The sequence below is a fragment of the Dermacoccus sp. CCH2-D9 genome (assembly GCF_001556795.1).
Taxonomy (GTDB): domain Bacteria; phylum Actinomycetota; class Actinomycetes; order Actinomycetales; family Dermatophilaceae; genus Dermacoccus; species Dermacoccus nishinomiyaensis.
In genome coordinates, this window is the sequence record NZ_LSJT01000070.1 from 23,054 (window position 1) to 49,214 (window position 26,161).

Annotated in this window: 21 protein-coding genes, 1 tRNA gene and 1 pseudogene; 11 read left to right on the forward strand and 12 right to left on the reverse strand. The window is 64.9% G+C overall.

Features of this window, described 5'->3' with window-relative positions; all coding sequences use genetic code 11:
• Positions 1-49: 49 nt before the first annotated feature.
• Positions 50-1,072 carry a glutathione S-transferase family protein gene (locus AX669_RS06340; protein WP_062257334.1) on the reverse strand — a complete coding sequence of 341 codons (1,023 nt, stop codon included), beginning with the start codon at positions 1,070-1,072 and terminating at the stop codon, positions 50-52.
• A gap of 233 nt (positions 1,073-1,305) precedes the next feature.
• Between AX669_RS06340 and AX669_RS06345 the strand changes: the two genes are divergently transcribed.
• Positions 1,306-2,151: an alpha/beta fold hydrolase gene (locus AX669_RS06345; protein ID WP_062257303.1), complete on the forward strand. Its 846-nt coding sequence runs from the start codon at positions 1,306-1,308 to the stop codon at positions 2,149-2,151.
• Between the two features lie 23 nt (positions 2,152-2,174).
• On the opposite strand, the gene AX669_RS13635 is transcribed toward AX669_RS06345, so the two are convergent.
• A complete protein-coding gene (locus AX669_RS13635) occupies positions 2,175-2,336 on the reverse strand; it encodes a hypothetical protein (RefSeq protein WP_160126240.1) in 162 nt (53 codons plus the stop codon).
• On the opposite strand from AX669_RS13635, the gene AX669_RS06350 reads away from it, so the two are divergent.
• The 4 genes from AX669_RS06350 to AX669_RS13330 all read left to right on the forward strand — a co-directional run bounded on the left by AX669_RS06350 (position 2,326) and on the right by AX669_RS13330 (position 8,332).
• Entirely contained in the window at positions 2,326-2,601 is a 276-nt protein-coding gene (locus AX669_RS06350) for a YciI family protein (protein WP_062257305.1), read from the forward strand. The two genes, AX669_RS13635 and AX669_RS06350, sit on opposite strands and share 11 nt — an antisense overlap.
• A gap of 36 nt (positions 2,602-2,637) precedes the next feature.
• Positions 2,638-3,279, forward strand: a complete 642-nt coding sequence (locus tag AX669_RS06355; RefSeq protein WP_062257307.1) for a DsbA family protein — start codon at positions 2,638-2,640, stop codon at positions 3,277-3,279.
• Between the two features lie 239 nt (positions 3,280-3,518).
• Positions 3,519-4,091, forward strand: coding sequence for a hypothetical protein (locus AX669_RS13320; protein ID WP_156444945.1), 573 nt, complete (start codon positions 3,519-3,521; stop codon positions 4,089-4,091).
• Between the two features lie 3,353 nt (positions 4,092-7,444).
• A complete protein-coding gene (locus tag AX669_RS13330; RefSeq protein ID WP_131941574.1) occupies positions 7,445-8,332 on the forward strand; it encodes a hypothetical protein in 888 nt (295 codons plus the stop codon).
• Between the two features lie 462 nt (positions 8,333-8,794).
• On the opposite strand, the gene AX669_RS13880 is transcribed toward AX669_RS13330, so the two are convergent.
• Positions 8,795-8,977, reverse strand: coding sequence for a hypothetical protein (locus tag AX669_RS13880; protein ID WP_231729453.1), 183 nt, complete (start codon positions 8,975-8,977; stop codon positions 8,795-8,797).
• 461 nt (positions 8,978-9,438) lie between these two features.
• On the opposite strand from AX669_RS13880, the gene AX669_RS06375 reads away from it, so the two are divergent.
• Positions 9,439-10,653, forward strand: coding sequence for an IS110 family transposase (locus AX669_RS06375; RefSeq protein ID WP_062257314.1), 1,215 nt, complete (start codon positions 9,439-9,441; stop codon positions 10,651-10,653).
• Between the two features lie 244 nt (positions 10,654-10,897).
• Here AX669_RS06375 and AX669_RS06380 read toward each other — a convergent pair whose 3' ends face one another.
• Positions 10,898-11,812, reverse strand: a complete 915-nt coding sequence (locus AX669_RS06380; protein WP_062257316.1) for a hypothetical protein — start codon at positions 11,810-11,812, stop codon at positions 10,898-10,900.
• Positions 11,813-11,891: 79 nt separating this feature from the next.
• On the opposite strand from AX669_RS06380, the gene AX669_RS06385 reads away from it, so the two are divergent.
• Complete coding sequence (locus AX669_RS06385; protein ID WP_062257319.1) at positions 11,892-12,752, forward strand: hypothetical protein; 861 nt, start codon at positions 11,892-11,894, stop codon at positions 12,750-12,752.
• Positions 12,753-12,850: 98 nt separating this feature from the next.
• A complete protein-coding gene (locus AX669_RS13000) occupies positions 12,851-13,441 on the forward strand; it encodes a recombinase family protein (protein WP_082740652.1) in 591 nt (196 codons plus the stop codon).
• 59 nt (positions 13,442-13,500) lie between these two features.
• Here AX669_RS13000 and AX669_RS06395 read toward each other — a convergent pair whose 3' ends face one another.
• From AX669_RS06395 to AX669_RS06405, 3 genes are all read right to left on the reverse strand, one after another.
• Positions 13,501-14,430: a hypothetical protein gene (locus AX669_RS06395; protein WP_062257323.1), complete on the reverse strand. Its 930-nt coding sequence runs from the start codon at positions 14,428-14,430 to the stop codon at positions 13,501-13,503.
• Position 14,431: 1 nt separating this feature from the next.
• Entirely contained in the window at positions 14,432-19,225 is a 4,794-nt protein-coding gene (locus AX669_RS06400) for a type ISP restriction/modification enzyme (protein ID WP_062257325.1), read from the reverse strand.
• Between the two features lie 132 nt (positions 19,226-19,357).
• Positions 19,358-19,433: transfer RNA gene (locus AX669_RS06405), tRNA-Arg, on the reverse strand.
• A gap of 85 nt (positions 19,434-19,518) precedes the next feature.
• Here AX669_RS06405 and AX669_RS06410 point away from each other — a divergent pair.
• Positions 19,519-20,688 carry a magnesium and cobalt transport protein CorA gene (locus AX669_RS06410; RefSeq protein WP_062257327.1) on the forward strand — a complete coding sequence of 390 codons (1,170 nt, stop codon included), beginning with the start codon at positions 19,519-19,521 and terminating at the stop codon, positions 20,686-20,688.
• A gap of 90 nt (positions 20,689-20,778) precedes the next feature.
• On the opposite strand, the gene ald is transcribed toward AX669_RS06410, so the two are convergent.
• Positions 20,779-21,897 carry an alanine dehydrogenase gene (ald, locus tag AX669_RS06415; RefSeq protein ID WP_062257338.1) on the reverse strand — a complete coding sequence of 373 codons (1,119 nt, stop codon included), beginning with the start codon at positions 21,895-21,897 and terminating at the stop codon, positions 20,779-20,781.
• A gap of 307 nt (positions 21,898-22,204) precedes the next feature.
• Here ald and AX669_RS13885 point away from each other — a divergent pair.
• A pseudogene (locus AX669_RS13885) lies at positions 22,205-22,327 on the forward strand (ABC transporter ATP-binding protein); the annotation flags it as partial.
• Between the two features lie 139 nt (positions 22,328-22,466).
• Positions 22,467-23,660 carry an MFS transporter gene (locus AX669_RS06420; RefSeq protein WP_062257340.1) on the forward strand — a complete coding sequence of 398 codons (1,194 nt, stop codon included), beginning with the start codon at positions 22,467-22,469 and terminating at the stop codon, positions 23,658-23,660.
• A gap of 30 nt (positions 23,661-23,690) precedes the next feature.
• Here AX669_RS06420 and AX669_RS06425 read toward each other — a convergent pair whose 3' ends face one another.
• From AX669_RS06425 to AX669_RS14095, 4 genes are all read right to left on the reverse strand, one after another.
• Entirely contained in the window at positions 23,691-24,266 is a 576-nt protein-coding gene (locus AX669_RS06425) for a hypothetical protein (protein ID WP_038569261.1), read from the reverse strand.
• Positions 24,267-24,897: 631 nt separating this feature from the next.
• Positions 24,898-25,113, reverse strand: coding sequence for a hypothetical protein (locus tag AX669_RS06430; protein ID WP_062257329.1), 216 nt, complete (start codon positions 25,111-25,113; stop codon positions 24,898-24,900).
• Positions 25,114-25,120: 7 nt separating this feature from the next.
• Positions 25,121-25,423: a hypothetical protein gene (locus AX669_RS06435; protein ID WP_062257332.1), complete on the reverse strand. Its 303-nt coding sequence runs from the start codon at positions 25,421-25,423 to the stop codon at positions 25,121-25,123.
• Between the two features lie 148 nt (positions 25,424-25,571).
• Positions 25,572-26,161, reverse strand: a 590-nt coding sequence (locus AX669_RS14095; protein ID WP_197418864.1) for a C40 family peptidase, incomplete at its 5' end; no start/stop codon positions are given.

Below are 26,161 nucleotides of genomic sequence, written 5' to 3' on the forward strand. Positions count from 1 at the left end.
CTGCCATCGACGACGCGCCACTCCCCCGCGCCACCCGTGGGCACGCGCGTCAGTGCACGAGACCGTCGGTCCCGACGAGGGGGTTGGCGCTCGTCGGCACGCGTTCGGCCTCCGGGATCGCGCCGGGCGCGGTGCCGTCACCGAACGGGGTGCCGCCGAGACGCGCTCGATCGTGCGGTTCGGCCCAGACGCTCAGGTCGGGACCGCCGGGGATGATGCCCTTGGGGTTGAGGTCGCGGTGCACGAGGTAGTAGTGCTGCTTGATCTGGGTGAAGTCGATCGTGTCGCCGAATCCGGGCGTCGTGAACAGGTCGCGCGCGTAACCCCAGAGGTTCGGCATCTCGGTGAGCTTGCGGCGATTGCACTTGAAGTGACCGTGGTAGACAGCGTCGAATCGCGCGAGCGTCGTGAACAGGCGCACGTCGGATTCGGTGATCGCGTCGCCGACGAGGTAGCGGCGCGTTGCGAGACGCTCCTCGAGCCAGTCGAGGGCGGTGAACAGCCGCTCATAGGCGGTGTCGTAGGCCAGCTGATCCCCCGCGAAGCCGCAACGATAGACGCCGTTGTTCACCTCGGTGTAGACGCGCTGGTTGACGGCGTCCATCTCCTCGCGCAGTCCCTGCGGCCACAGGTCGGGGGCGCCGGCGCGGTGGTGGCGCGTCCACTGCGTCGCGAAGTCCTCGGTGATCTGTGCGAAGTCGTTGGTCACGACCTCGCCGCTGCGCTCGTCGACCATCGCCGGCACCGTGATGCCCCTCGGATAGCCGGGTAAGCGCGCCTCATAGGCATCCTTGAGGCGCGGGATGCGTAGGACGGGGTCGAGCCCGCCGGGGTCGAGGTCGAACGTCCACGAGTTCTCGTCGTGCGTCGGGCCGCACAACCCCATCGAGATGACGTCCTCGAGCCCGAGCAGGCGCCGGACGATGATGGCGCGGTTCGCCCACGGGCACGCGCGGGCGGCGACGAGACGGTAGCGCCCCGGCTCCACGGGCCACCGCGCGTCGGGGTCGTCGAGAATGCGGTCTTCGATGTACTGCGTGTCGCGGGTGTACGCCTTGCCGTCGTCGGGCATGAGCGCCTCCTGGCTTCTCGGGTCGTCGGCTGTCTTCGGCACGGGTCGCAGCCGCGGACGCGCCATCACCCTGTTGAGTATGCCGCCCCGCCACGACTGCGGCCTGGCACTGGACCTCAGGCCAGCCGAGTGGGCGAGGACGCCCACGGGGGCCTGACAGGACGGACGCATGCTGGATACGTTGGGGCAAAGGCAGTTTCGCTGCCGCAGCCGGATCACGAGAGGAACACCTCATGGCACTCACGACGATCACGAGCGACACCGGCCCGATCGAACTCAATGTCGAGGAGAGCGGCCAGGGCCGCCCCGTCGTTCTCATCCACGGATGGCCGCTCAGCGGGCAGTCGTGGTCGGCGCAGGTCGAGGCACTCGCGCCGCACTACCGCGTCGTGACGTACGACCGCCGCGGGTTCGGGGAGTCCGCGAAGCCCGCCGGCGGCTACGACTACGACACCCTGGCCGGCGACCTGCACGGCCTGCTCGAGGCGCTCGACCTGCGCGACGTCACCCTTGTCGGTTTCTCGATGGGTGGCGGCGAGGTAGCACGGTACATGTCGCGCTTCGGCGCCGACCGCATCCACTCCGTCGTCTTCGCCGGCGCCGTGCCGCCGTACATGGCGAAGACCGACGACAACCCCGACGGCCCGCTCGACGAGAAGACGGCGACGCAGATGCGCGAGGGGCTGGAGGCGGATCGCGAGGCGTTCTTCGACGACTTCGCGACGACGTTCTTCTCGACGCCGAAACTCGGCGGTCTGACGAGCACGTTGAAGGTGAGCGAGGAACAGCGTCAGGATGCGATCGCGATGGTGTTGCAGTCGGACCAGAACGCGGCACTGACCTGCATGGACGCGTTCGGGACCACGGACTTCCGTGGCGACCTTGGCGCCGTCATCGTCCCGGCGCTCGTCGTGCACGGCGACAGCGACACGATCGTGCCGTTCGAAGGCTCCGGCAAGCGCACGCACGAGGCCATCGAGGGCAGCCGCGTCCAGATCATCGAAGGCACCCCGCACGGCCTCGCCGTCAGCCACGCCGAGGAGTTCAACCGCATCCTGCTCGACTTCCTGGCGGTCTGAGCGCCCGCCGCGGCGCGCGCCGCTCAGACCGCCAGACGCGCGGCGATGGAGGCGATCCGATCCTCCTGCCCGCCGACGAGACCGGCCCGCCCGCACTCGAGCAGGATCGCCGCTGCAGGCACACCGTGGCGTGATGCGGCGTCCTCCGCGTGCCGCAGGAACGACGAGTACGTCGTGACGTACACCTACCGCCCCGACGCCGCCGCGTTGGCGCGTCTGCGTCCGGAGCGCTATGCGTTCTTCCAGCGGCTCGACGCCGACGGCGTACTGCTCGCGTCGGGCCAGGTGCTCGACGGTGATCTCGGTGACGGCATTCTCGTCCTTCGTGCGAGCAGCGTCGCCGACGCGGAGGCGCTGCTCGACGGTGACCCGCTCGTCACGGCGGGTCTCGTCACCCAGCGGCGCATCGCGCAGTGGCACCCGACGATCGGGGCGTGGGTCTCGCACTGACGATCGCGCGACGGTGTGCCTTGCTACCGTCGTGTCATGGAGCGCATCGAATTCTTCTACGACCCGAGTTGCCCGTTCTGCTGGATCACGAGCCGGTTCCTTCTCGAGGTGAGCGCGGAGCGGGACATCGACGTCACATGGCGTCCGTTCAGCCTGGCGATGAAGAACGACGAGCTGGGCGGCGCCGATGACGCCGTGACTGAGCACGGTGCGATGCACCACTCGTCGCACCGCGTGCTGCGCGTCATCACGGCGGCCGCGGAGCAGCACGGCGCGAGCGTCATCGACCTGTACTCGGCGTTCGGGCGACGTTTCCACCTCGATCACGAGGAGTACGACGACGCGATGATCGCCGACGTTCTCGCCGCCGCCGGGCTGCCGGCAGAGTTGGCGAAGGCGGCTGACGACACGTCGCTCGATGCGGGGCTGCAGGCGTCGATCGACTCGGCTCTCGAGGCCGTCGGTGACGACACGGGCGTGCCGACGATCGTCTTCGTCTCCGACGACGGTGAGCGCCGCGGCTTCTACGGCCCGGTGCTGCAGGAGCTGCCGAGCAAGGACGACGCCCTGCGCCTGTGGGATTCACTCGTCGGCCTCGTCAGCGTCTCATCGTTCTACGAACTCAAGCGCACCCGCCCGCAGGGCATGCCCGACACCGCGAGTACGAAGGGTTTGTGACGGCCTGAGCCCCGCGCCCCCCCACTTGCGCGTCACATCGCACGTTACGGTGGGACACGAAAACCTCCGTGCGGGTCGTGGGCCTTAGACAAGCCACATCCCACTCAAGGGTTCTCTTTTGTTCAACCCCGCCGGGCTGTTACCAACGTCCTGGCCGGGTAGTTCTAGGGGCGCTCCGCCTTCCAGAACTCCGTCGTGCCCCGTAAGGTCAAATAAGGCCATGGACCGAAGGAGTCGACGTGCGCATTGATAATGATTTGTGGGATTTTTGGGATAGACAACTCTCATCCATGCGCGAGGAATATTCTCGATCACCCGCACAAAGGGATCTAGATGAATTGTTGATAGCCCTTAGTCGAGGAGCAGTGTACTGCAAAACAGTTGACGCTCCAGCGGCTTTAGAAAATTCGCTCGAACTGGACCACACAGGCGCTGCGCTAGTCAAAGACTATAGGTTTAGAATATACGCGGCTGACGAGATACTGCGACAAGCGGCGGTACAACCAGAAAATTTTTTACCCTACCAAATGAGGCAAGTAGAAAAGGCGCTCTTCGACGAGTCGGCGGCAGTCGCCGAATCGGTAATAAATATCCTCGCACTAGTACGCGACCCCGGATCCACGGAGCCCCTGGAGCGATTCGCCTCGCTCCGCCAGGGCCATGAAAGATGGAAGCGCCTCTCTTCTCAAGCGAGGTGGGCAATCGATTCGATCAACCAGGAAGAGGGTCAGCGGGGACTCGATGGAATTGGCGATAAATTCCTTATCAGCAGGGATCTTGGATCTGAGCAAATCAACTTTGGCGCGCATTAAATGGTCGCCATTTTTTTAGAAACTCTGAGACGCATAAGACTGCCGAAGCCAGCGAATATGAAGCTTCAATTTTCCAGAGATTAACTCATGGAGACTTGAACACTATTTCTGCCCCGACCGAAGGGGGCCAACTCACCAGGCTGACAGCGTTAACACCACAACTAGCCAATGCAGGCGTCGCAGACCAGGATCTTGCATGTCTTACCGACAGCACTAGCCTGGCAAGCTCGATATTTGCTATTTCAAGCCCCACTATTCCATGGCCGACATGCCTACTCGACCTGTCCACTATAGTTCATGCATGCGTCTTCTATGACGCAGTAATTCTGGATGCTCGATCATTTGAAATACCCGAACAGTTAAATAATTTTGTTTTTCAGGGGCACACTCCCGATCTCTTCAGAGGCGATCTTCGGTGGGAGATAGCCGTGCGCTGGGATCGGCACTTCAGGCAGAACCCTGAAGAACTTTCCATCCTTGAGGCCATGTGGTTCAAGTATGTAAACGCCGACGTCGCCATAGACTTCAAATCTTTCGACTCTATAACCGACAGCCCTAGTCGAACTCCCTATTTTCCGGCGAACTGGTGGACACCCGCCTTTGACCCATTCGATCATGACACCCCGGATGTCAAGCGAGACATTGAAGTCATATCACGCGATTGCAGTGTGCAAACCTATCGATATCTAATAAACGACAGCTTGGCGGAAATCTTAGGAGTCGACTACCTTTCTCTAGTATCAGTCGGCCGGTTGCCAACTTTATCTCCACAAGACAAGATCGCTACGCTCCGGTTGCCGAAGCGCTTCTCAAGGAGATTGGTTTAGGCGATATCCTTAAGGCAGAGGACTGCATCGACAGTTACTACCTTCCCTCGATCGCATTGCCTAACGCATTAGGCCTTGTATTGAAAAGGGCTTCCTCTCGCGACGAAGTCTGGAATGAGGTAGTCAAGCTTCGAATTAAAATGACGCCCTTCCGAGACCACTTGCGCTCACTGGATAGCGCACACGGGTCTTTGCGTGAAGCTGCGGCCTTGTTGGAAGATGTGCTTAAATCGTACGGACCTAGCAATTTGTCCAATAGTGTCATCGCGGCTGCGGCTAAGGGAGCTGGAACCGTATCCGGCAACCCACAGGCAGCAAGCATCGCGTCCCCCCTAATCGGAAAACTAAACCCGATTTCCCGGACCCGGAAAGAGATTGATTGGCTTCGACGGCCTGAGCTCAGGATAACCAAGACACTGATCAGCGAGGTCTCGAGCCTCCGTGATAACAGTGCCGATATCGCGCGCCTTTGGGGTGCACCCCCATCCCGCAGTTGGCTTGAGATGATGGCGCGCCAGTCTGGCTCAGATGTCCCCTACTCTACAGTTCGGAGAGGCTAGGCCCCCCGCCGCAATTAAGAGCGTGACGTCGCACTGGTTATCTGGGGCCACCTCAGATGATCACTCATGTATGACCGATGTCGCGCGCATCTTGGGCGGGTTATGCCTCGATACACAGAACTGCGCGGAGGTCTAGACATAGATACATTCATTACGGGGCAGAAGGTGGGTCACGCCAGGGCGCTTCAGACCATTTAAACTTGCCGTCCGCGACAGATGGATCGCCCAATCCCCCCGTCGCGGATATCGCGTCCGGAGGTGCGGAGTTCCTACCCGTCGCCGTTACCTGCAATGGGGCCAGGCGCAGGCACTGGAGAAGCCAGCCGTCGCGCTCGGCGGATCAACGTGGCCCTAGGATGCTTCCGTGATTCACACCCTCGCCGCTACGGGCGCCTTCTTTGGTGAACTAGCTGGTCTCCAGCGTCACGACCTCCACTTTCACACCCGCGATTTTCAAATAGAATAATCAGTCACCGAGGTGAACGGCACGTTTGTCGAGACGCCACCCAAGAACGGGAATCCGCGAAAAATCAGGGTTCCTCGCCACATCGTGGACCTGTTGGAGCCCCTCTGCGACTACCTCGCTGACCAGGCCCACATCTTTCGTTCCCCCACTGATAGATCGTGCGGCACCGTAACGTCCGCCGTGAATGGTTCGATGCCGCCGCAGCCAAGATCAGTCTGCCCGACCTCCCGCCGCATTCGCTGCGTCACACGGCTGCCAGCATCACTATCAGTAGCGGCGCCAGTGCTCTTCAAGTGTGCAACATGCTCGGCTATGCGAGCCGAGCGTCGCGCTCGACACCTGCAGCGATCTCTTCGATACGGATGTAGGCAAGGCCGCTGACACCATTGACCGGGCACATTCGGAGTACGTGTACTCGCGTGCCTTGCAAAAGACTCGTCGGGAGGAAAAGCGCACTACGGCAGAAGCTGCGACTGTCTTTATGGCCAGTTCAGGCGGCCTAGGGGGCCAAGCCTTCTGACTGGCGTACAATTCTTGTTCACTTCAGCGCCTCCGAGACGCCCGACAATACGCCCAACTTGTAACACACATGGTGGGAACCGTTGCGCCACAACGGTTCCCACCGGTGCTCGAGGGCAGACGCCGTAGTAGCTCGCAAGCTCGCCGCGCCTCCCGAATCTGACGAGCCAGTAAAGCCGCAGCGAGACCCCGCTCACTTCGCTCGGGGCGCCGCTGCCGTGGTGCTCCCGGCAGGATTCGAACCTGCGACACCCGCTTCAGGAGAACTTGGTCGCCGATTTTGCCACAAACGAGCCCCTTCGAGCCTGCGATCCAATTGCATTGCGCTACAACCTATTACGGGCGGCTTGATCCAAAATCGCTCCAAGTGATGGATCACCTGTCAGCGACGCTCCGCGGCATCTGATGTGCACTTTCTGTGCACTTCAGCCACCTTGTGGCGCACCCTTCGGAGCCCGAGTCCTGGCCCTGCGGACCACACCAGTCCTATAGGCTGGGATCACCATGACCGGCCCGCCTGCTTTGCAGGTCCGGGCCGGTCCTCACATGGAGGGGTCCTCCGGTGCCGACGCAATACGAGAAGCCCTGGTTGTCGATGCACGACCAGGCTGACTTCTCGAGTCTCGCGACCTGAACGGCGCACGAGCCCACGTCGACGATCTCGCCCACTTCGGAAACACCGCCTCAGTAGCTACTGGTACCCGTTCCGAGTCCTCTCCCCCGACGGCGAACGCCTCGATCACCTCTTCGAAGGGACCACGCACCTCTTCGAAGGGACCACGTTCGACGACGCGCTCGCCCGCCCCCCACTTCGACACGCGCGGAGCATCTCGTGCCTGCCGGAGCGCAGCGGGCCCCGCGTCAATGCGCCTGGCAGCAAATGGCGCGACCAAACCCGGTTGCGCGCCACGGCGGGGGAGGCATTCGCTACGCTAGGGTAACTAGCTTCTTCACGTCCGCACCTCTTCTGAAGGCATGGCGATGTCACACAACTGGGAAAACTGGGTATCCGAGAGTCAATTCGCGCGTAACGAAGCCATTGCAGGCATGCGGGAGCTGTGCGAAGTTCGTCAGCCGGACGGCCTGTGGGATAAAACTGGAAACTCTGGACGCCACGCACTCCATTCGGCTCTATTACGCTTCACCACAGGATTGGAGCGTCTGGCAAAGTTAACTCTTGCCTGCAATGCGATCTCAACAAACCAGCCTTTTAAGCCACGCAATCAAGGGCACAGCCTCGGAGATCTTCTCCAAAAAGTATCTACCATCGACTGCGGAGCAGAACCTTGCAAAGACTACAACGGCGAGGTAGTTGACAGCATCCTCCACGAACCTGCCTACCCCCTCGTTTTAGACCTTCTCACAGGATTTGCCATGGGTGGGCGCCGATATGAATTCATGGATCACCTCGGCACGCCCACCCCTCCTAAGTCATTATATGAAGAATGGAGGGGCATTGTTGGAGTTTTACCCAGCCTAGAGTTCACCGATGAAATTGTTGCCACAGCAAACGCCAAAGAAGACATCGCGTTTGCCTTGTCTGCCGCCCTTGGAAACCAAGGCTTGTCGGTAGAGAATCTTCTCGCAAATTCAAGCATTCATTTCCCGGCTTACACAAATGAAGGAGTCAACTTTTCCCTCTTCTGTTATCGACTTGTGCGACTCGTGTGCGTACGACTCTGCCATGTTGCTGACGAGATCTGGCAGTCACAAGCGTCACTTCAGTTTCCGTATCTTAGGGAGATCCTCGCACCCTCCTTTCATCACAGCCCACAGGACTTCGCTGAATTTTTCCTCCTCGAAGTTGGCGATCTTGAAATGTACGAGGAAGAGTGGGGAAATCTGCTCGCCTACAACGCAGACGATTGAAACGGGCTGAAACGCCGGTTTCGTCTTCGCAAGTTGCGCCAACATCGGGAAGGGATCGCCCAGGCAAGCGGCATCAGGCCTAGGCGAACTAATCAGGTCCCGTCGCTCCCAAATCATGCTGCCTTTAGCCCCCGATGGCATGGTCCCGTCGCCGACGTCCCCGTAGCCAGATGATGCTCTGAATCTGATGTTCCGTCAGCTCGGGCGGTGGCAACTGGCCCTCCTGCTTCAAGTGCCACATGACGGTCCGTGCGTCACTAAGCGTCAGCCCGAGCGCCAACAACGCCCGCAGAGAATCTAAGGACCGAACGGTCACCCGGTAGTGGCTTTGGCCTTCTGAGTAATAGCGCTTCTCCAAGCACCAACAAACTTCCCAGGCCTTCCACGCGGGAATGTCGAGCTCCGCGGCTACCCGCGAGGCCGAGATAAGCAGCCGCGGAGCATCGGGGGCTTCCCACGCCATCAGAACCACCAACTGCGCGCAGGTTCCTGCGGCATGTCGTTGACCCAGGCCAGCAGGGAGCCATAGACGATTCGGTAGTTCGTATTGCCCTGCCCGATGAAGACTCGCTGGAGGTCCCCAGAACGCACGGCTTCACGAATGGCGTTCTTCGTGAGGCTCAATCGCCAGGCTGCTTCCTTCACCGTGATCAGGATCCGCTCGTCGTGAGGGTCAGGGTCGCCATCGCGAAAGAGTTCGTCGCCGCGCGGACGACCACCTCGGCGGCGCGCTCCACTTGGCGAGTCGATGGGCAGCTCCTCGCGCGCCAGCTGTTGGCTACGTCCGCGCGGCTTTCTCGTCTTCGTAGCAGCTGCTGCAACCCGGCGAGCATCATGATGCTGCGCTGGGCCGAAGTGCCCCGTTACCTTCTTCGTGTCCCCGATGATGGGGATGCTGGCCGCTAGGCCCGGTATGACTGACTGCCCCTGTCGCACGCATGATCCGGGGGGTGAAGCCGGCAGGGCGCTAGTGGCGTCGGATGACCGCTCATAGGGACACGGCCTCAAGCATGAAGGTCTCTTCGTAACGTGGCTGCCGGCACCCCTCGCCCGCCACGCGGCCAGCACGGGTTGAACACCGTGCACCGCCTCGAAGGAGGGCCCTGATGAACGGACTACCCGACCGCACCTACGCGGTCTACCTCGGCCTCGACGTCGGCAAAGAACACCACCACGCCTGCGCCCTCGATCCAGCAGGAAAACGACTGCACGACAAGACGCTGCCGCAAGACGAGCAACGCATCCGTGACCTACTCACTGACCTCAGTGTGCACGGTGACGTCCTCGTCGTCGTCGACCAGCCCGCCTCGATCGGTGCGCTCCCCGTGGCCGTCGCCCGTTCGATGAATATTCAGGTCGCCTACCTGCCCGGCCTTGCGATGCGCCGAATCGCCGACCTACACCCCGGCAACGCGAAAACTGACGCCCGCGACGCGTACGTCATCGCTGATGCCGCACGCACCCTGCCCCACGCGCTACGCCGTGTCGACGTCGGTGACGACGCGCTGGCCGACCTCGAAGTGATCGTCGGGTTCGACGACGACCTCGCTGCCGAAACCACTCGCGTCACCAACCGCGTCCACGGCCTGCTGACCCAGATCCACCCCGCCCTGGAACGCGCGATCGGCGGGAGCCTGCACCACCCGGCGGTCCTTGAGTTGCTGTCCCGCTTCGGTGGGCCCAGTGGCTTGCGCACCGCCGGACGCCGACGCCTGCTCGCGGTCGCGAAGCCCCGCGCGCCCCGCAAGTACCAAGCGTTCGTCGACGCGATCATGACTGCCTTGGACGAGCAAACAGTCACGGTGCCGGGCACGCGGGCTGCTGACCTCGTCCTACCGAAACTCGCCGATCAACTCGCCGGCCTGCTCGCGCAGCGCGCGGAGGCAGCGACGCAGGTGGAGGAAATGCTCGATGCGCACCCTCTTGCCCAGGTCCTGACGTCCATGCCCGGCGTGGGTGTCAGGACCGGTGCGCGCATCCTGCTCGAAGTCGGCGACGCCTCCTCTTTCGCCACACCAGGGCACTTGGCGGCCTACGCCGGGCTTGCGCCCGTCACGCGCCGCTCGGGCACCTCGATCCGCGGTGAGCATCCCAGTAGGTCGGGCAACAAGAACCTCAAACGAGCGTTCTTCCTCGCCGCGTTCGCAGCGCTCAAAGACCCCGCCTCACGCGCGTACTACGACCGCAAACGAGCTGAAGGTAAACGCCACAACGCCGCCCTGATCTGCCTCGCGCGCCGCCGCTGCGACGTCTTGTACGCCATGCTGCGCGACGGCACGACCTACCAACCAGGCCGCCCCGTCACACCGATCGCCGCTTGACGAAGACCATAGGGACACCCCCCCGGGTAGTCGCCCGTCTCGAGATAGTGCCTCCCTGCGTCGGTCAGTTCCACGTACCACTCGTCGCCGTGTCCGTAGATGGCGACTAGCCGCCGGTTGGCTAACGCCCGTGCTGAGATCCTGTATCCGGTGGGCGGGTCCTCAGGCACAGACCCGTCGCGGATCGATTCCAGGATTTCTCGCTGACGCTGCGTGATCGACCCTGACATGATCACTCGCTCGCTCACGTGCCCGACGGCGTGATCGTTCCCCACGCCACCGTGGGGCGGCCCGTCCCACCCAAACCGGAATCAAGCAGAGCGCGAAGATGCGACGTCACGTCCGCAACTCCGTAGGTGCACGCTGCGACAATCGTGACGGGGCGCTCTAGCGGCCCTTGGCACTGGGCCTTCCACCCGGCCCCCTCCCCCATGGCCAGTACGGCTGATAGAGCCTCCTGCGGGTCTGCGCCCGGTCCGCAGATGATCAGCACGGCCTTCTCGAGGCGCGACGGATCAAGAACCTCGAACGGGAGAACCTCTTCCACCCGCTCCCCAGCTCGAAGGAGCGTCACCCCGACGGGATCGTCCGCCCCTATTGCCACTGGCCACACGAACATCTGAATACGGGCGTCGAACTCACATTGCTCGCCCGCCCGCAAGGCTTCATCACGCACCGCCCGGCGAGCATCATCGAGCCACATCTCGTCTTGAACGGGAAGGAACTGGCGACGAACAGACTGCATCGCCGGGGTGTCGAGGATGTGCGCGACTCGGTCGAGGTGGAAGATCTCGACATCCAGGCTCAAGTCGTCGGCGATCTTCGTGAGCTTGTGTCGCTCCTTGAGCTTGATGGGCTGGTTCGTGACGAACGCGATCCCGTGCGCGTCAGCTGCCGCCATCTTCGCCGCATCGTCCGTGAACTTCGCCTTGATGGTGTTGAAGGATTGAGTATCCCGGGGGAAGTAGACAGCCATCCCCCAGCGCTGTCCCTCTCTGCTGCCCACGGCGTCGAAGCCGCCATCGGGACCGCCCATAGGATGCGAGGGATCAAGGTCCACGTATCCTGCCTGAGCGAGTAACTGCGCGGCCAGCCGCTCAGACGTCGCTTGATCCTGCATCCAGTACCGCAGGTGCCTCACGGTCTCGTTCGCGTCCATCCGGATGTCCTCACTCCTGCACGTAATCGCCAGGCTGACTAGGCTTCAGATATTCGACGGCTCGACTTCAGGAGAACACATGATCGACTTCGGCCTGGATGACCCCGCCGTAGCCGCCCACTTCGACCGGGCTCTCCTTGTCATCCAGGATCCCATCACGGAGCTGGCCGAGCGTCTCAATGCCATTGAACGAGTCCCGGCCTCCACCGAGCTCTACCGACTACACGAGGGACTCGCAGACGGGCCCCTTCGCCTCGACCAGGTGCTGTTCTCTGCGGCCGAAGCATCAGTCGGATCGCTGCAGCAGATCGCCAGACTGGTGACTGATGAGCTGCCCACCTCACCGATCGTCTTTCAGACCCTCATGCGTACTGCTCTGGTCGGAGCTGCGAGGGTTGTCTACGTCCTGCTGCCATCAGACCCAGAGCTTCGAAGCGAGCGAGCCGCTGCAGTTGTCGCCCAAGATCTCGGCAGCGGAATCCGCGGACTCAAACGGTACGTCCAGTTCGAAGGCCTTGCCGGGGTGCGGGCCCCTGAGGAACTTCTGGATAGCTTCCGCGCACAACATCAGGCACTGGGGTCTTCGAAGATAGAGACGAAGGATGGCGCGACGGTTGACGACATGACCGCAGCTATCGCTGAAGCGTTGATCAGCGCCGCACCGGACGAGCACACCGATGAGAACGTAGCGATCCTGCAAGACGAAGCAGCATGGCTATGGAACACCTACAGCGGGCTCGCCCACGGGCATGCCTGGCCCCGCTTTATGTGGACCCTGAGCGGTGATCGCCGGATACCCGGGGACTTCGCCATGGATCTCCACCATGTCGCGACCTGCGCGCACTTCGCACTCGTTGCGTTACTCGCGCGGTGCGCTCCCCAGAGCGCAGGTGAGACTAGGCCCGTTAATGTCGGCGGGAGCAAAACCGCGCCTTCATAACCGAGCGGACGTCGCACTCGTGTCGCATGACATTAACGTTCCATTCTGGCGCGACAGAACCCCACAGCGCGATGACTGCGAGTTCCGGCGGCGCTGAGATGGGCGGAAACCCCCGCAAAACTGACAGTGCCGGAACCCCCGTTTTTGTCGGGTACTCACGGGTGTCCACCGCTGAGCAGCTCGTCGATCGCCAGATCGATGCTCTCCGCGACGCAGGGTGCCAGCGCATCTTCATCGATCATGGGGTCACCGGTGTGCGGATGGACCGCCCCGAGCTGCAAGCCGCTCTCGCGTGGATGCGTCCGGGTGATGTCCTCACGATCGTGAGCCTCGATCGGCTTGGCCGCAACGTCCGAGGCGTCCTCGAACTCGTCGACGACCTCGAGCGGCGCGGGATGGGCCTTCGCGTCTTGCAGCTTGGCCTCGACACATCCACGCCGAGTGGGAGGCTGGTGTTGACCGTGCTGCTGGCTGTGGCGCAGCTCGAGCGCGACCATCTGGCCGAGCGCACGCGCGACGGGCTCGCCGCCGCACGACGGCGCGGACGAGTTGGGGGACGCCCGCGAGCGTTGACGCAAGCGCAGGTACGAGCGGTGCGTGCCATGCGAGACGATGGAGCGTCTCTCGAGGAGTGCGCGGCCGCATTCGGCGTCTCCGCCCGCACGGTCAGCCGGGCCACCGCCCAGTAGTGGAGCGCGACAAGCTCGGGCTGGAAGGCCGCAGTGCCGCGGCATGCGCCCCGAAGCAGCTACTCGTCGAGGGTCGCACTTGGATCGACATCGGGCGACAGGAACTGGTCTCTCAACGTGTACAGCAACTCGCCGTCTTGGGTGCGCCAGCACTCCCACCCGGGGTAGCTACCGTGCCCGACACACAACGTGGCCGCAGCCGACAGCGACGACGCGTACCGCCCGTCCGGCAAGCGGAGGCGCCCATCGCGTTCGACCGTCACCGTGAACGTCTGCCCGCTCTGGGGCCGTCGCCAGGTGAGTGTTTCACCCTCACGCAGCAACCCGGCGTTGAGCAGATCAGCAAGCGTCGCGGGGAAGGAACGCTTTGCCGAGCCACCGTCGTTTCCGGTCTCGGTGGTCCCGACCGATGTAGCGGTGGGTGGACCAAGCTCCCCGCGACGATCGACGTCGAGGAACTTCTGCCCGTCGGCGTCCTGATACATACCGACGCTCAATACGACCAAGGGCACCCCGGCGCCGCGCAGGAACCCGATCGCGGCCTCGGTGCGGCGGTGGAAGGACGCCGCCGCCAGGACGATATGCGGATTAGGTGAGATCGGCACGGGCTGTTCGGTGCCGGTGAACTCCTGCCAGTCCGCCCAGAACTGCTGGGCACCGTTCGTGTACAGCGTCGCAATCTCCTGCAGGTTGCTCTCACGCGCCCACCCCGCGTACTCCAACGCCTGGGACAACAGCTGCCGATCGACGTCACGCTTGACCTCGATGACGACGATCCGGCCCGTCTCGTCGAGAGCGAGGATGTCGGGGATGCCCCCGTGCGGAAGGTGCGCTTGACGCGCCACGCGAAACAGCGTCCGGCCGAGCACCTCCTCGAGGTTGTCCCACAACAGGTCTTCAACCTCGCGCTCGTACAACCCGTCGCCCGCCGCGTACTGCGCGAACGGCACCAAGCCCTGGCCCTCTTGTTCGATGCGGAACAGTGCCATCTCACTGCACCTCCCGGATCGCCAGGGGCGGGAGGGCGTCGACGATCTTCATCGTCTCCAGGCTGACGGTGACGATGCGGGCGAGTAGGTCGATGATGTACCGCGGGTCGCCGACTTCCTTCGACCAGTCGTTCGGGTCGTTGACGATGCCCGAGGCCTTGTCCGTCTTGATGTAGTAGCGATCAATGATCCACTCGATCGCCGAACGTGAGCCCAGCATGTAGCGGTACGCCTCCTGCGGGATGCCCGCGAGGGTGATACGCGAGTTGTAGTGGATCGTCGCGCGGTCGTGGCGCTCACCCGCGGCCTTCTGTTCGGGCGACGGCTTCCCGAAGCGCATCTTCTTGTCGCCGACGGCGTAGAACGCGTACGGGTCCTGACCGCCGGCAGGCTGCGCGCCGAGGCCCGGGAGTGGATACGGCTCCACGGTCTCGTATCCGAGGTGCAGCTCCGAGAGCTTGCGCCCTGCGTCGATGAACGGCTGCGCTTCTTCGACGAGCGGGATACGCGGCAGCACCTTCTTCAAGTCCGCCGCGTACGTCTCGCGGTAGTCGGGCGAGTGCAGCAGCCCGTAGACGTAGAAGAAGATGTCGTCCTTCGTGATCGAGGTTCCGTACGCCGCCTGGAACCTCGTCAGCGCCTCATCGGTGATGTTGTCGATGCGGCGGTATCCGTCGACGACGTCGTGTGCGGCTGAGGTGCCGAGCGACAGCATGCCTTCGTCAGCATCGACCTTCTCGTAGCGGTACCGGGGCACGAACTGGGTCGCATAACCGAACAACGCTGTGTCGGGGACGCAATCGAGCATCTGGACTGCGGGAAGAGCAACGTCCCGCGGGCCCATCGTCACGATTCCCAAATTGTCAACATTGGGAACTGGGAAGGAAACTGGGAGGATTCCTGGACGGTGTAACCAGTCGGGGTCGATCACCAGATTGGCCTTTTCGAAGGGGCGGTACATCGCGTGCCCTAGGCGGCCGGGGTCGAATCCGATGCGTTGTCCGCGGGCCAAACGCGATTCAAGAGAAGAGGACCACTTGATTCTGGCCGGGTCGTAGGACCGCTCGCCAGCGAGGGCTTCTTCATACGTCTGGACGGCACGGCGCATGGCAAGCGCAATGCGCTTTCTGCCCGCGTTATAGACCCAAGCGTCCCGGTTGCTCTGAACACCTGGCCTTCCGACCTGAAAGATTCCTCGCGGACCCTGGTCCGCCGCAAGGGGCAGGAACGCCTCAAAGTCGTCGCGGCGCTGGTTGAGCCAGTCGCCATGCGCGTTCGGGGCGATGGTCACGGCTCCGAGTCCCTTGACATCGACTGCTTTGGCGACTCTGGCAAGCTTCTGCTCGCGGGTGAGGTAGTCGCCGATGTCGGTGTAGTGGATCGTCGCGGAGCCCGACTTGGCAGGGTCCTTTACCACCACCAGTACGGCCGCAGTCGTTCTACCACCGGCGGCAAATACGTTGCCTGCCTCCTTCTTGCGCTGTTCGCCTGCAGTGCGTGCGTTGCCGCGCAGGTTGTAGACGTAGATGTCGCTGAACTCCTCGGCGAGGCTCTTGCGCATCCCGTCGGCGGTGTTCGAATCCAGCCAGCCACCATTCGTCACGTACGCGATGACGCCGCGGTCCTTGATCCGCAGGCTCGCCCACTTGATGGCGCGGATGTAGGAGTCGTACAGCGAGTTCTTGTTCGTCGCACTCGACTTTGCGGCGTAGGTATCACGGATCGCGGCGTCGAGGTCGGGGTACTTCTCGTTCGCGTTGTTGTCGTTCGCCGAGTCCTGCCCCGACGAGTACGGCGGGTTGCCCACAATCACCTGGATATCGAGCTTCTTGAGCTTCTCCAGGCGCTCGTTGTTCTGCACGAACACTTCGGTGTCGAGACGGTCGTCGTTCTCCCACGACTGGAACGTGTCGGTAAGGATCAGCCCCTCGAACGGCTCGTAGTCCGTCGGCTGCTCCAGCGACCCGCGCAAGTCCTGATACGTCGTCTCGATGTTGACGGCGGCGATGTAGTACGCGAGCAGCAGGATCTCGTTGGCGTGCAACTCGCTGGCGTACTTGCGCGCCAGGTCGTGCGGTTCGATGAGCCCGAGCTGCAGCAGGCGCACGATGAACGTGCCCGTGCCGACGAACCCGTCGAGGATGTGTACGCCCTCATCACTCAGCGTCTGTCCGAAGTGTTCGCGCAGCACGACGTCGGCCGAGCGCAGGATGAAGTCGACGATCTCGACGGGGGTGTAGACGATACCGAGCTTGTCGACGGTGCGCTTGAACGCGGTGGCGAAGAACTTGTCGTACAGCTCGACGATGATCCGCTGGCGCCCCTCGGCGTTGTCGATGCCCTCCACCCGAGAGCGCACGGACTGATAGAACCCCTCGAGGCTGGAGTTCTCCGTGTCGAGGGAGTGCTCGTCGAGCAAGGCGAGCATCCGCTCCATCGCTTGGGCGACGGGGTTGTGCTCGGCGAAGTCATACCCACCGAACAGGGCCTCGAACACGGGGCGGGTGATGAGGTGCTGGGCGAGCATCTCGACAGCGTCCTCACGGCTGATGCCTTCGTTGAGGTTGCCGCGCAACCCGTCGAGGAACCGCTCGAACTCTTCCGTGACCGCGGTGTCGGGGCCAGTGAGGATGCCGTTGATGCGGGCGATGTGCTGCTCAGCGATCTTCGCAACATCGGCCGCCCACGATTCCCAGTAGCGACGTTCACCGACCTTCTGCACGATCTTCGCGTAGATCGCGTCCGACCACTCACCCCAGATGAGGTCGAGTTCGCCCTGGGTGGTTTCCTCATCGGGCATGTGGACGGTGCCGTCAGCGTCGATGCCCGCGATGCCGATCTTCTTCGTCGGCTTCTTCTTGTTCAGCTCGATCTGGTTGACCGTCGAGGTGAAGCGGTCGTCGTGGGCGCGCAGCGCGCGTAGGACCTGCCAGACGGTCGCGTACTTCTTGTTGTCGTTCAGCGCCTGCTCAGGGGGTGTGCCTGCGGGAACGGCGACGGGCAGGATGATGTATCCGTACTCCTTGCCGGGTGCCTTGCGCATGACGCGTCCGACGGACTGCACGACATCCACCTCGGACGAGCGGGGCGTGAGGAACAGCACCGCGTCGAGGTTTGGTACGTCGACGCCCTCGCTCAGGCAGCGGGCGTTGGTCAGGATGCGGCAGGTGTTGTCGGCAGGCTCGGCCTTCAGCCAGTCGAGACGCTCATTGCGTGCGAGGGCGTTGAACGAGCCGTCGACGTGTTGGATCTCGATCTTCAGATCGGTGGACTGCTCCTCAGCCGCGTCGTCGGGTAGATCGACGGCGGCGACGTGCTTGTTGACGACGTCGGGGAAGGCCTGGGCGATGGCTTTGGAGGTCTTGATGTCCTTCGCGAACGCGACCGCGCGCTTCATCGGGGCGAGGCTTTCGCCCTCGACCGTGTCGAAGTGCTTGGCCAGGCCTTGCCAGCACCCGACCATCCGCGCGGCGTCCCCGAGCTGAATCTCGCCGTCTTGGGCAAGCTCGGCCTGGAAATTCTTCGTCACGTACTCCTCATCGACGGCGAGGATGAGGACGCGGTAGTCGGTGAGCAGGTTCTTTTCGACGGCCTCACCGAACCCGAGGCGGTGCAGATCTGGCCCAAACTTCGTCTCGTCGTCCATCGACGCGAGCTCTGCGGCGCCGTCGAGAGCCTTCTTCTTCGAGTCCTCACCGAAGATGCGCGGCGTGGCCGTCATGTACAGCCGCTTGGTGCCAGCGATGACGCCGTTGTTGTGCACGCGCACGAACGCCGACTCGTCCTGCCCCGCGACGCTCACACCCGTGGTGCGGTGGGCTTCGTCGCAGATGATGAGGTCGAACGGGCCGAACCCGCCCTGGGCTTGTGCGGCCGCGACCACGTCGATCGACTGATAGGTCGAGAAGATCACCGTCATCGAGTCGCTGCGCTGAGCGGCCTTCGACCAGCGTTCCTGCACGACCGCGTTGTTCGTCGAAGCGGGCAGCGCGACATCGACGGCGGAGATGTCCTCGACGGCGTTGGAGCGGCTCGTCGACTTCGGGTCCGAGCAGATCGCGATCATGTCGAGCGGCACCTCAGCGTTCGCCGCCCACTCGCGCACCGTTTGACTCAGCAGCGAGATCGACGGCACGAGGAACAGCACGCTGCCGCCCGCGCCGACCTGCTGATCCGCGAGACGCAGCGAGGTGAACGTCTTGCCCGTGCCGCACGCCATGATGAGTTTGCCGCGATCATGCGTCGTCAGGCCCTCGATGACCTTGTCGATCGCGGTGCGCTGATACGGGCGCGGGGTCTTCTTTCCGACCGTCGGCAACGTGTCAGGCGCTGACCAGGTGAACTTGCCCCAATCAACGTTCGAATTCTGCAGGTCGGCGAGGCTGATACGCCGCACCTTCACCGTTTGATCACGGATCGTGTCCTCAGCGTTCTTGCCCCACGGCGCGCCCGTGTCGACGACGATGCGCTGACCGAACTTCGAGGTGCCCGACGCTGACAGGAACGAGTCGATGTCCCCCTTCGACACCGTGTGGCCCTCGGCGTAGAACTTGCACTGGATCGCGACGTTCTCACCCGTCACCCGGTCGACCGCGACGAGGTCGATGCCCGTATCGCTCTTGCCGTCGCGCCCCGGCCAGTCCTGCCACGACCACACGTCGGAGAACTGATCGGCGAACAGCGGATCGGTCTGCAGGTAGGCGGCCATGAGCTGCTCGAACCGCGAACCCTTGTCCCGCTCCGACGTTGCCTTCGCCCGCAGATCGTCCAGAACCTCATGCACCGTCACGCTCATGGGGGACAGTGTCTCAGGGGACGCGGTGGGCGCGGGCGCTGTTTCTCGACCGAATACGGGAAAATGGCTGGATGCGAGCGACCTGCCGCTCACATCCAGCCATTTTCCCGTATTCACCGTCGAGGTGGGGCCTGGTGCTCCCGGGCAGATTCGAACTGCCGACACCCGCTTTAGGAGAGCGGTGCTCTATCCCCTGAGCTACGAGAGCGTGCGCCGAAGCGCGCCCGTCAGCCTAGCCGATCATCCGGGCGCGCTGGCAGGCCTCTCCCTGGCGCCCGTCCTAAGATCACCCCATGCCCACCTGGCGAAGCCGTTACGTGCCCACCCCGCTCGGGGTCATCCGCGCGACCCCGCCTCCCGCGTCGACGCCGCCCGAGGAGACGTCGTTCGAGCCACTTCGCGACGAGGACGACCAGCCGCCACCCGAGGCGACGATCGTCAACTCGGCGATCTACGCGGGCGAGCAGAAGGTCAGCGACGCCGGGTCGATCGCCGAGGCGTGGCGCGAACTGCACCACCCGTCACACCACGACCACGGCCCGCGCATGGCGTGGATCGGCATGACGCAACCGACGCCGCGTCAACTCCAGCAGGTCGCGCGCATCTTCGACCTGCACCCCCTCGCCGTCGAGGACGCGATCGTCGCGCACCAGCGCCCCAAGCTCGAACGTTACAACGAGACCCTCTTCGTCGTGCTGCGCCCCGCGACGTACGACGACGCGACGGAGACGGTGAAGTTCGGTGAGATCCACGCCTTCATCGGCCCCGACTTCGTCATCACGGTGCGCCACACGGCGCAGCCGGCCCTCACGCCCGTGCGGAGCCGCTTCGAGAACGACCCCGACCTGCTCGCGCGCGGGCCGCAGGCCGTCCTCTACGGCCTGCTCGACTTCATCGTCGACGGGTACGCGCCCGTCGCCGCCGGCCTCGAGAACGACATCGACGAGATCGAGACGCAGGTCTTCGAATCCGACCCGACCGTGTCGCGCCGGATCTACGAACTCTCCCAGGAGGTCATGGAACTCCAGCGCGCCGTCAAGCCGCTGCAGACGATGCTGCGTGGCCTCGAAGCCGGCGCTCCCAAGTATGGAACCGACGACGAGATCATCACCGCCCTGCGCGACGTGCGCGACCACGTCACCTCGATCGTCGAACGAAACGACAACTTTCGTCAGTCACTGTCGGAGATCCTGCAGCTCAACGCCATCCTCGTCGCACAGACGCAGAACGAGGAGATGAAGCGCCTCGCCGAGGTCGCCAACAACCAAGCCGACGAGGTCAAGCGCGCGTCCTCATGGGCCGCCATCCTCTTCGCCCCGACCGTCGTCGCCGGCGCCTACGGCATGAACTTCGACCGCATGCCCGAACTGCACTGGGCGTACGGCTACCCGTTCGCGCTGTTTCTCATGGTCGCCGTGTCGTTCTGCATGTGGCTCGTGTTCAAACGCAAGAACTGGCTCTGACGGCGACGCGGCATGGCCCCCTCGGACGTCACTCGCCCGCGACGCGGTGACCCCGCCCACGTCCACGCTCACGCCCACGCCCGAGCAGCCTCACCCCGCGAGCGCCTCCTCGACACTGACGACCGGCCGGTCGGTCGCCTCGGCGACGGCGGCGTTCGTCAGCTGCCCGGCGTGCGTCGTCAGCCCGCGCCCGAGAGCAGCGTCGCCCTGGCACGCGGCGCGCCATCCGTCGTCAGCGATCTGCAGCGCGTGGCGCAGCGTGACGCCCGCAAGCGCATGGGTCGACGTGTGCGCGACGGCGCCCGGCATGTTCGCGACGCAGTAGAAGATGCTGTCGTGCACCCGGAACGTGGGGTCGGCATGCGTCGTCGGGTGCGAATCCTCGAAGCACCCTCCCTGGTCGATGGCGATGTCGACGAGCACCGAGCCCGGCCGCATCCGCGAGACGAGCTCGTTGCTCACGAGCGTCGGCGCTTTCGCACCGGGCACGAGCACCGCGCCGATGACGAGATCCGCTCGCAGACAGGCGTGCTCGACCTCGTGCGCGTTGCTCATCACCGTCCGCATCCGCCCACCGGTTGCCGTGTCGATCGCCCGCAGCCGTGCGGCATCGAGATCGAGGACGGTGACGTCGGCGCCCATTCCGAGCGCCACACGAGCCGCGTTGAACCCCGACACGCCGCCGCCGAGCACGACGACATCCGCGGGGCGCACCCCCGGCACGCCGCCCATGAGCACGCCGCGCCCGCCGTACGGCTTCATGAGCGCCTGCGCGCCGACCTGCGGGGCGAGGCGCCCGGCGACTTCCGACATCGGTGCGAGCAGCGGCAGCGACCCGTCGTCGAGGCGCACCGTCTCGTAGGCGATCGAGGTGACACCGCGCTCGAGAAGCTCCCCCGTCAGCGTCGGGTCGGCCGCGAGGTGCAGGTAGGTGAACAGCACCTGGCCCTCGCGCATGCGGTGATATTCCTCGGCGACCGGCTCCTTCACCTTGAGGATGAGATCACTGTCGGCCCACACCTCGTCCGCGTCGTCGACGATGACGGCGCCCGCCGCGCGGTAGTCGTCGTCGGTGAGGCTCGAACCGTCCCCGGCGCCGCGCTGCACCCGCACCTCGTGCCCGTGCAGCACGAACTCGTTGACGCCCGCCGGCGTGCACGCCACCCGGAACTCGTTGTTCTTGACCTCGCTCGGAACACCGACCCGCATGATCTTCTCCTCCGACTCCTTCGACGTGACCGTGATCACTTGCCACGCTAGGAGTTCACCGCGCTACGAGCGAGTAGGGACGGGCCGGGCGCCGTCAGAGCCGTCACATCCGCCCGCGATCCCACGCGGGCAGGGGCTGCAATGAAAGCATCGAGGGCATGGATCGGCAGCCGCCCGTCCCCCCGTTCGAGCAGCCACCCACGCCCCCATCCGGCCCGGCGAGCGCGCCCGCCATGCAGGCACCGGCCATTCAGCTGAGCGAGCTGACGAAGAACTTCGGCAGCCACCGCGCCGTCGACGACCTGATGCTCACCGTGCCGCGGACGCGCTCGGCCTCGACGAGGCCGCCGACAAGATCGTCGCCGACTATTCCGCAAACATGACGAAGAAGATCGGCCTCGCCTGCGCGCTCATCCACGCCCCGCGCGTCTGGGCGCGCGGCAGCTCGAGCAGACGCTGCCCGAACTGCTCGCGAAGATCAACACCTGAGCCGTGCGACGCCCTGACGGGCGCGTCCAGGCATGCTCGTGATTGCATGGGTACTCACCGGTAACAACGGGAAGGACCGCATGAAGCCCTGGATGCGCCCCGCCCTCGCGATGCTCGCCGTCGCCTGGGGCGGCAACGAGTTCACGCCCCTGCTCGTCATGTACCGCACGCAGCATCACCTGCCGCAGGTGACGGTCAACGTGCTGCTCTTCGCGTACGTCCTCGGCATCATCCCCGCGCTGCTCATCGGTGGGCCGCTCTCCGACCGCTACGGCCGACGGCGCCTGCTCGTCCCCGCGCCCTACATCGCGATGCTCGCGAGCGCCGTCCTCGCATTCGCCCACGCCAACGTCACCGTGCTGTTCCTCGGGCGCGTGCTGTCGGGCATCGCGCTGGGTCTCGTCATGGCCGTCGGCTCCTCGTGGATCAAGGAGCTGTCGAGCCCGCCGCACGACGACGCGCCCGACGGCACCGGCGCCAAGCGTGCGTCGATGTCGCTGACGGCCGGCTTCGGCCTCGGCGCCGCGTTCGCCGGCCCCCTCGCGCAGTGGGCGCCCTACCCCGACGAGCTGGCGTACCTCGTCAACATCGTCGTGACGGCGATCGCGGCCGTGCTCGTCCTGCGCACGCCGGAGACGGTCGACGCGGCGTCGCGCTCGACGTCGTCGTTGCGTGACGATCTGCGCATCCCCGCCATCGGCCACCGTCGGTTCCTGTTCGTCGTGCTGCCGATCGCCCCGTGGGTCTTCGGCGCCGCCGCGTGTGCGTACGCCGTCCTGCCCGCGCTCATGTCGTCGCACGTCTCGTCGGCGCCGATCGCGTTCTCGGCGCTGCTGTGCGTCGTCGGCCTGACGTGCGGCTTCCTCGTCCAGTCTGTCGGGCGCCGCATCGACTCCCCCGGCACCACCCGAGCGGTGCGCGTGGGGCTCGTCGTCCTCGTCCTCGGCATGCTCGCCGGCGCGCTCGCGAGCCGCGAGCTCAACATCGCCACCGCGATCCTCGGCAGCTTCTGCCTGGGCGCCGGCTACGGCCTCGCGATGGTGAGCGGCCTGCTCGAGATCCAACGTATCGCCGGGCCCCGCGACCTCGCCGGGCTGACGGCCGTGTTCTACTGCGTCACCTATCTCGGCTTCGCCGTCCCCGCGATCATGGCGACGCTCGCGCAGGACGCCGGGTTCAGCTACCCCGCGATGTTCGAGTTCGGCGCGATCATGGCCGCGCTGTGCCTCGCCATCGTCGTCATCGCCGACCGTCGGATGCTTGCGAACGGCTGAACGGCTTGCGGGCGCAGCTCACACGACGATTCACTCGAAGACCGTGAGGAGCACGATCGCGACGACGGCGGCGATGAGGAAGCTGCTGATCGACGAGGCGAGCAACCGCTCCGACGTGCGCTGCGGCACGAGTTCGGGGTGACGCTCGCCGTCGGCCCGGCCCGTGAACGGCGACAGGATGACGGGCGAATCGACCGGAACATAGGCCCGCGCGGCGCCCTCCAACGCGTCGAGGTCGGCGGGCGCGAACATCGAGATGCCCGCGACGAGCAACGGACGATCGCCCCCGTCGAGGAAGACGATGGCGTCCTCGGCCGTCCACCACCGGAAGCGGCGCGGCACGATGCGCGCGGTCTCGTTCCACGCGATGAAGACCTGATCACGCCCACCGGCGAGATACTCGACGCCGTCCTCGTCGACGCGCAGGCGCGTGCGCATGTCACTGAGGAACGAGAAACCGAAATAGGCGACGAAGAAGACGACGACCGCGACGATGTTGCCGACCGACGGGCGAATGGCGAGCACGGGCGCCGCCAGGACGGCGAACAGCACGACCTCACAGGCGTGATGGCGCCAGAACGCCCACGGGCTCGCCTCGATGACCACGGGGCCTAGTCAACCAGACCGCGCCCGCGGCGACGAAGCGGGCGCGGGGGCCGATCGAGCCCCCAAGACTCCGCCGACCCCGCCCGCGCATCGCCCAGCATGCACACCCCTGAGCATCGAGCGCGACGCACGGCTGACCGCCGTTCATTCATACAGACGCCCGACATCCTGAGCCGGTTGCACCCCACCGCAGACTTTTTTTCGACCGGGAACTCCTGCTCGGGCCCAGGGCGCTCGCGCGAGCGCCCGCCATGGGAGACAATCCACATGACGCGGGGAGGCACCCTGCGACGAGCGAACCAGGGAGCCACCCGACGATGCACCGCCTCACCCCCAGCACCCACGCCGGCCTTCGTGCCGGCTCTCGTGCCGGCGCAGCCGCCCTGCTCGCCGCGGGAGCCATCGTGCTCGGCGCGCCAGCGGCAACCGCCGACCCCACCGCACCGTTGGGCTCGCCGAGCACCGGCGCGGGCGTGAGCAGCGCCGTGTTCCAGAGCGCCACGTGCAGCGCATCCGGCGGATACTCGGCCCTCGTCACCCTGACGAACGCCGCCCCCGAAACCCAGACGTTCTCATTCACGACCGGCGCCGGAGGCGGCGCGACACCGGCAGCGACGAGTGTCGGCGCCGGTCAGAGCCTCACCGTGCGCGTCAGCACACCCTCGCAGGCCCGTGCCATCTTCGTGACGACGGCCTCCGGCGGCTCCGCTGGCTCGCTGCCCCTCAGCGGCTGCGGTGACGCACCGTCCACATCTTCGACGTTGTCCGCGACCGCTGAGCCGACACGGACACCGCGCCAGAGCACCTCGCCCGCCCCGACGAGCGACGAGCCGACGCTCGCGCCCACGATCGCATCAACGGGCGCATCGAGCCCCGCATCCCCCCCTGGCCCCCACGACGCCGATGGCACCGACGACACCGCGCAGCAGTTCGAGGAGCGCCACCTCGTCGCTCGAATCGTCTTCGTCTTCGTCCGGGTCGTCTTCGTCGTCGAGTCGTTCCAGTTCGGCGTCGTCGACCAGCACCTCCAGCCCGTCGCTCGCCCCCTCGGACGCGGCATCAGTCGACGAATCCGACTCGAGTTCGACGAGCCCCCTGCTCGTCGCCGGCGGTGTCGGCCTCGCACTGCTCGGCCTGGCGCTCGCCGTCACCGTCATTCGCCGCGACTACCACTGACGCAGGATCGTCACGGCCGACCACCACGACCCCGCTCGAAGCACACGCCACACGAAGAAGCGCCCTCCCCGTCACGATGACGGGGAGGGCGCTTCTCAGGTGGCCGCGCGGGCCGACCGATCAAATCGATCAGAGGCGACCGTAGGTCGAACCCGACAGCACCGGGTACAGGCCGGTGACGGTGCCCGGGTGGCGCGCCTCGTAGACCATGCCGTTGCCGGCATAGATCGCGACGTGGCCCGGCAGGAAGACGAGGTCGCCGGGGCGCGGGTCGCTGACGGGCGTCGTCATCGCCTTGATGGCGCCCGACTGGTGCGGCAGCTGGATGCCGGCCTTCGCGAAGACCATCGCGACGTAACCGGAGCAGTCGGCACCGGAGGTCGACGATCCGCCGTAGACGTAGGGGATACCCGTCAGGCCCGCGGCGATGGAGACGACTCCGGAGTTCGAACGCGAGGCGGAAGCCGTGTTCGTGGCCTTCTGCGCGCTCGAGGCGTAGGTCGGCGTGGCCGAGTGCGTCGTGGTGGCGTGACGCACCGTCGCGCGGTGCACGGGTGCCTGCTGGTGACGCGGCGTCTGGGCGACCGGGCGAGCCTGGGTGTGCTGCGAAACCGCCTGGCGAGCGTGCGTGCGATGCACGCGCTGGTGCGTCGCGGTGGCGCGCTGGGTGTTCGTCGACTGCGACGCGGCGCGGTGGGTGTTCGTCGACTGCGACGCGG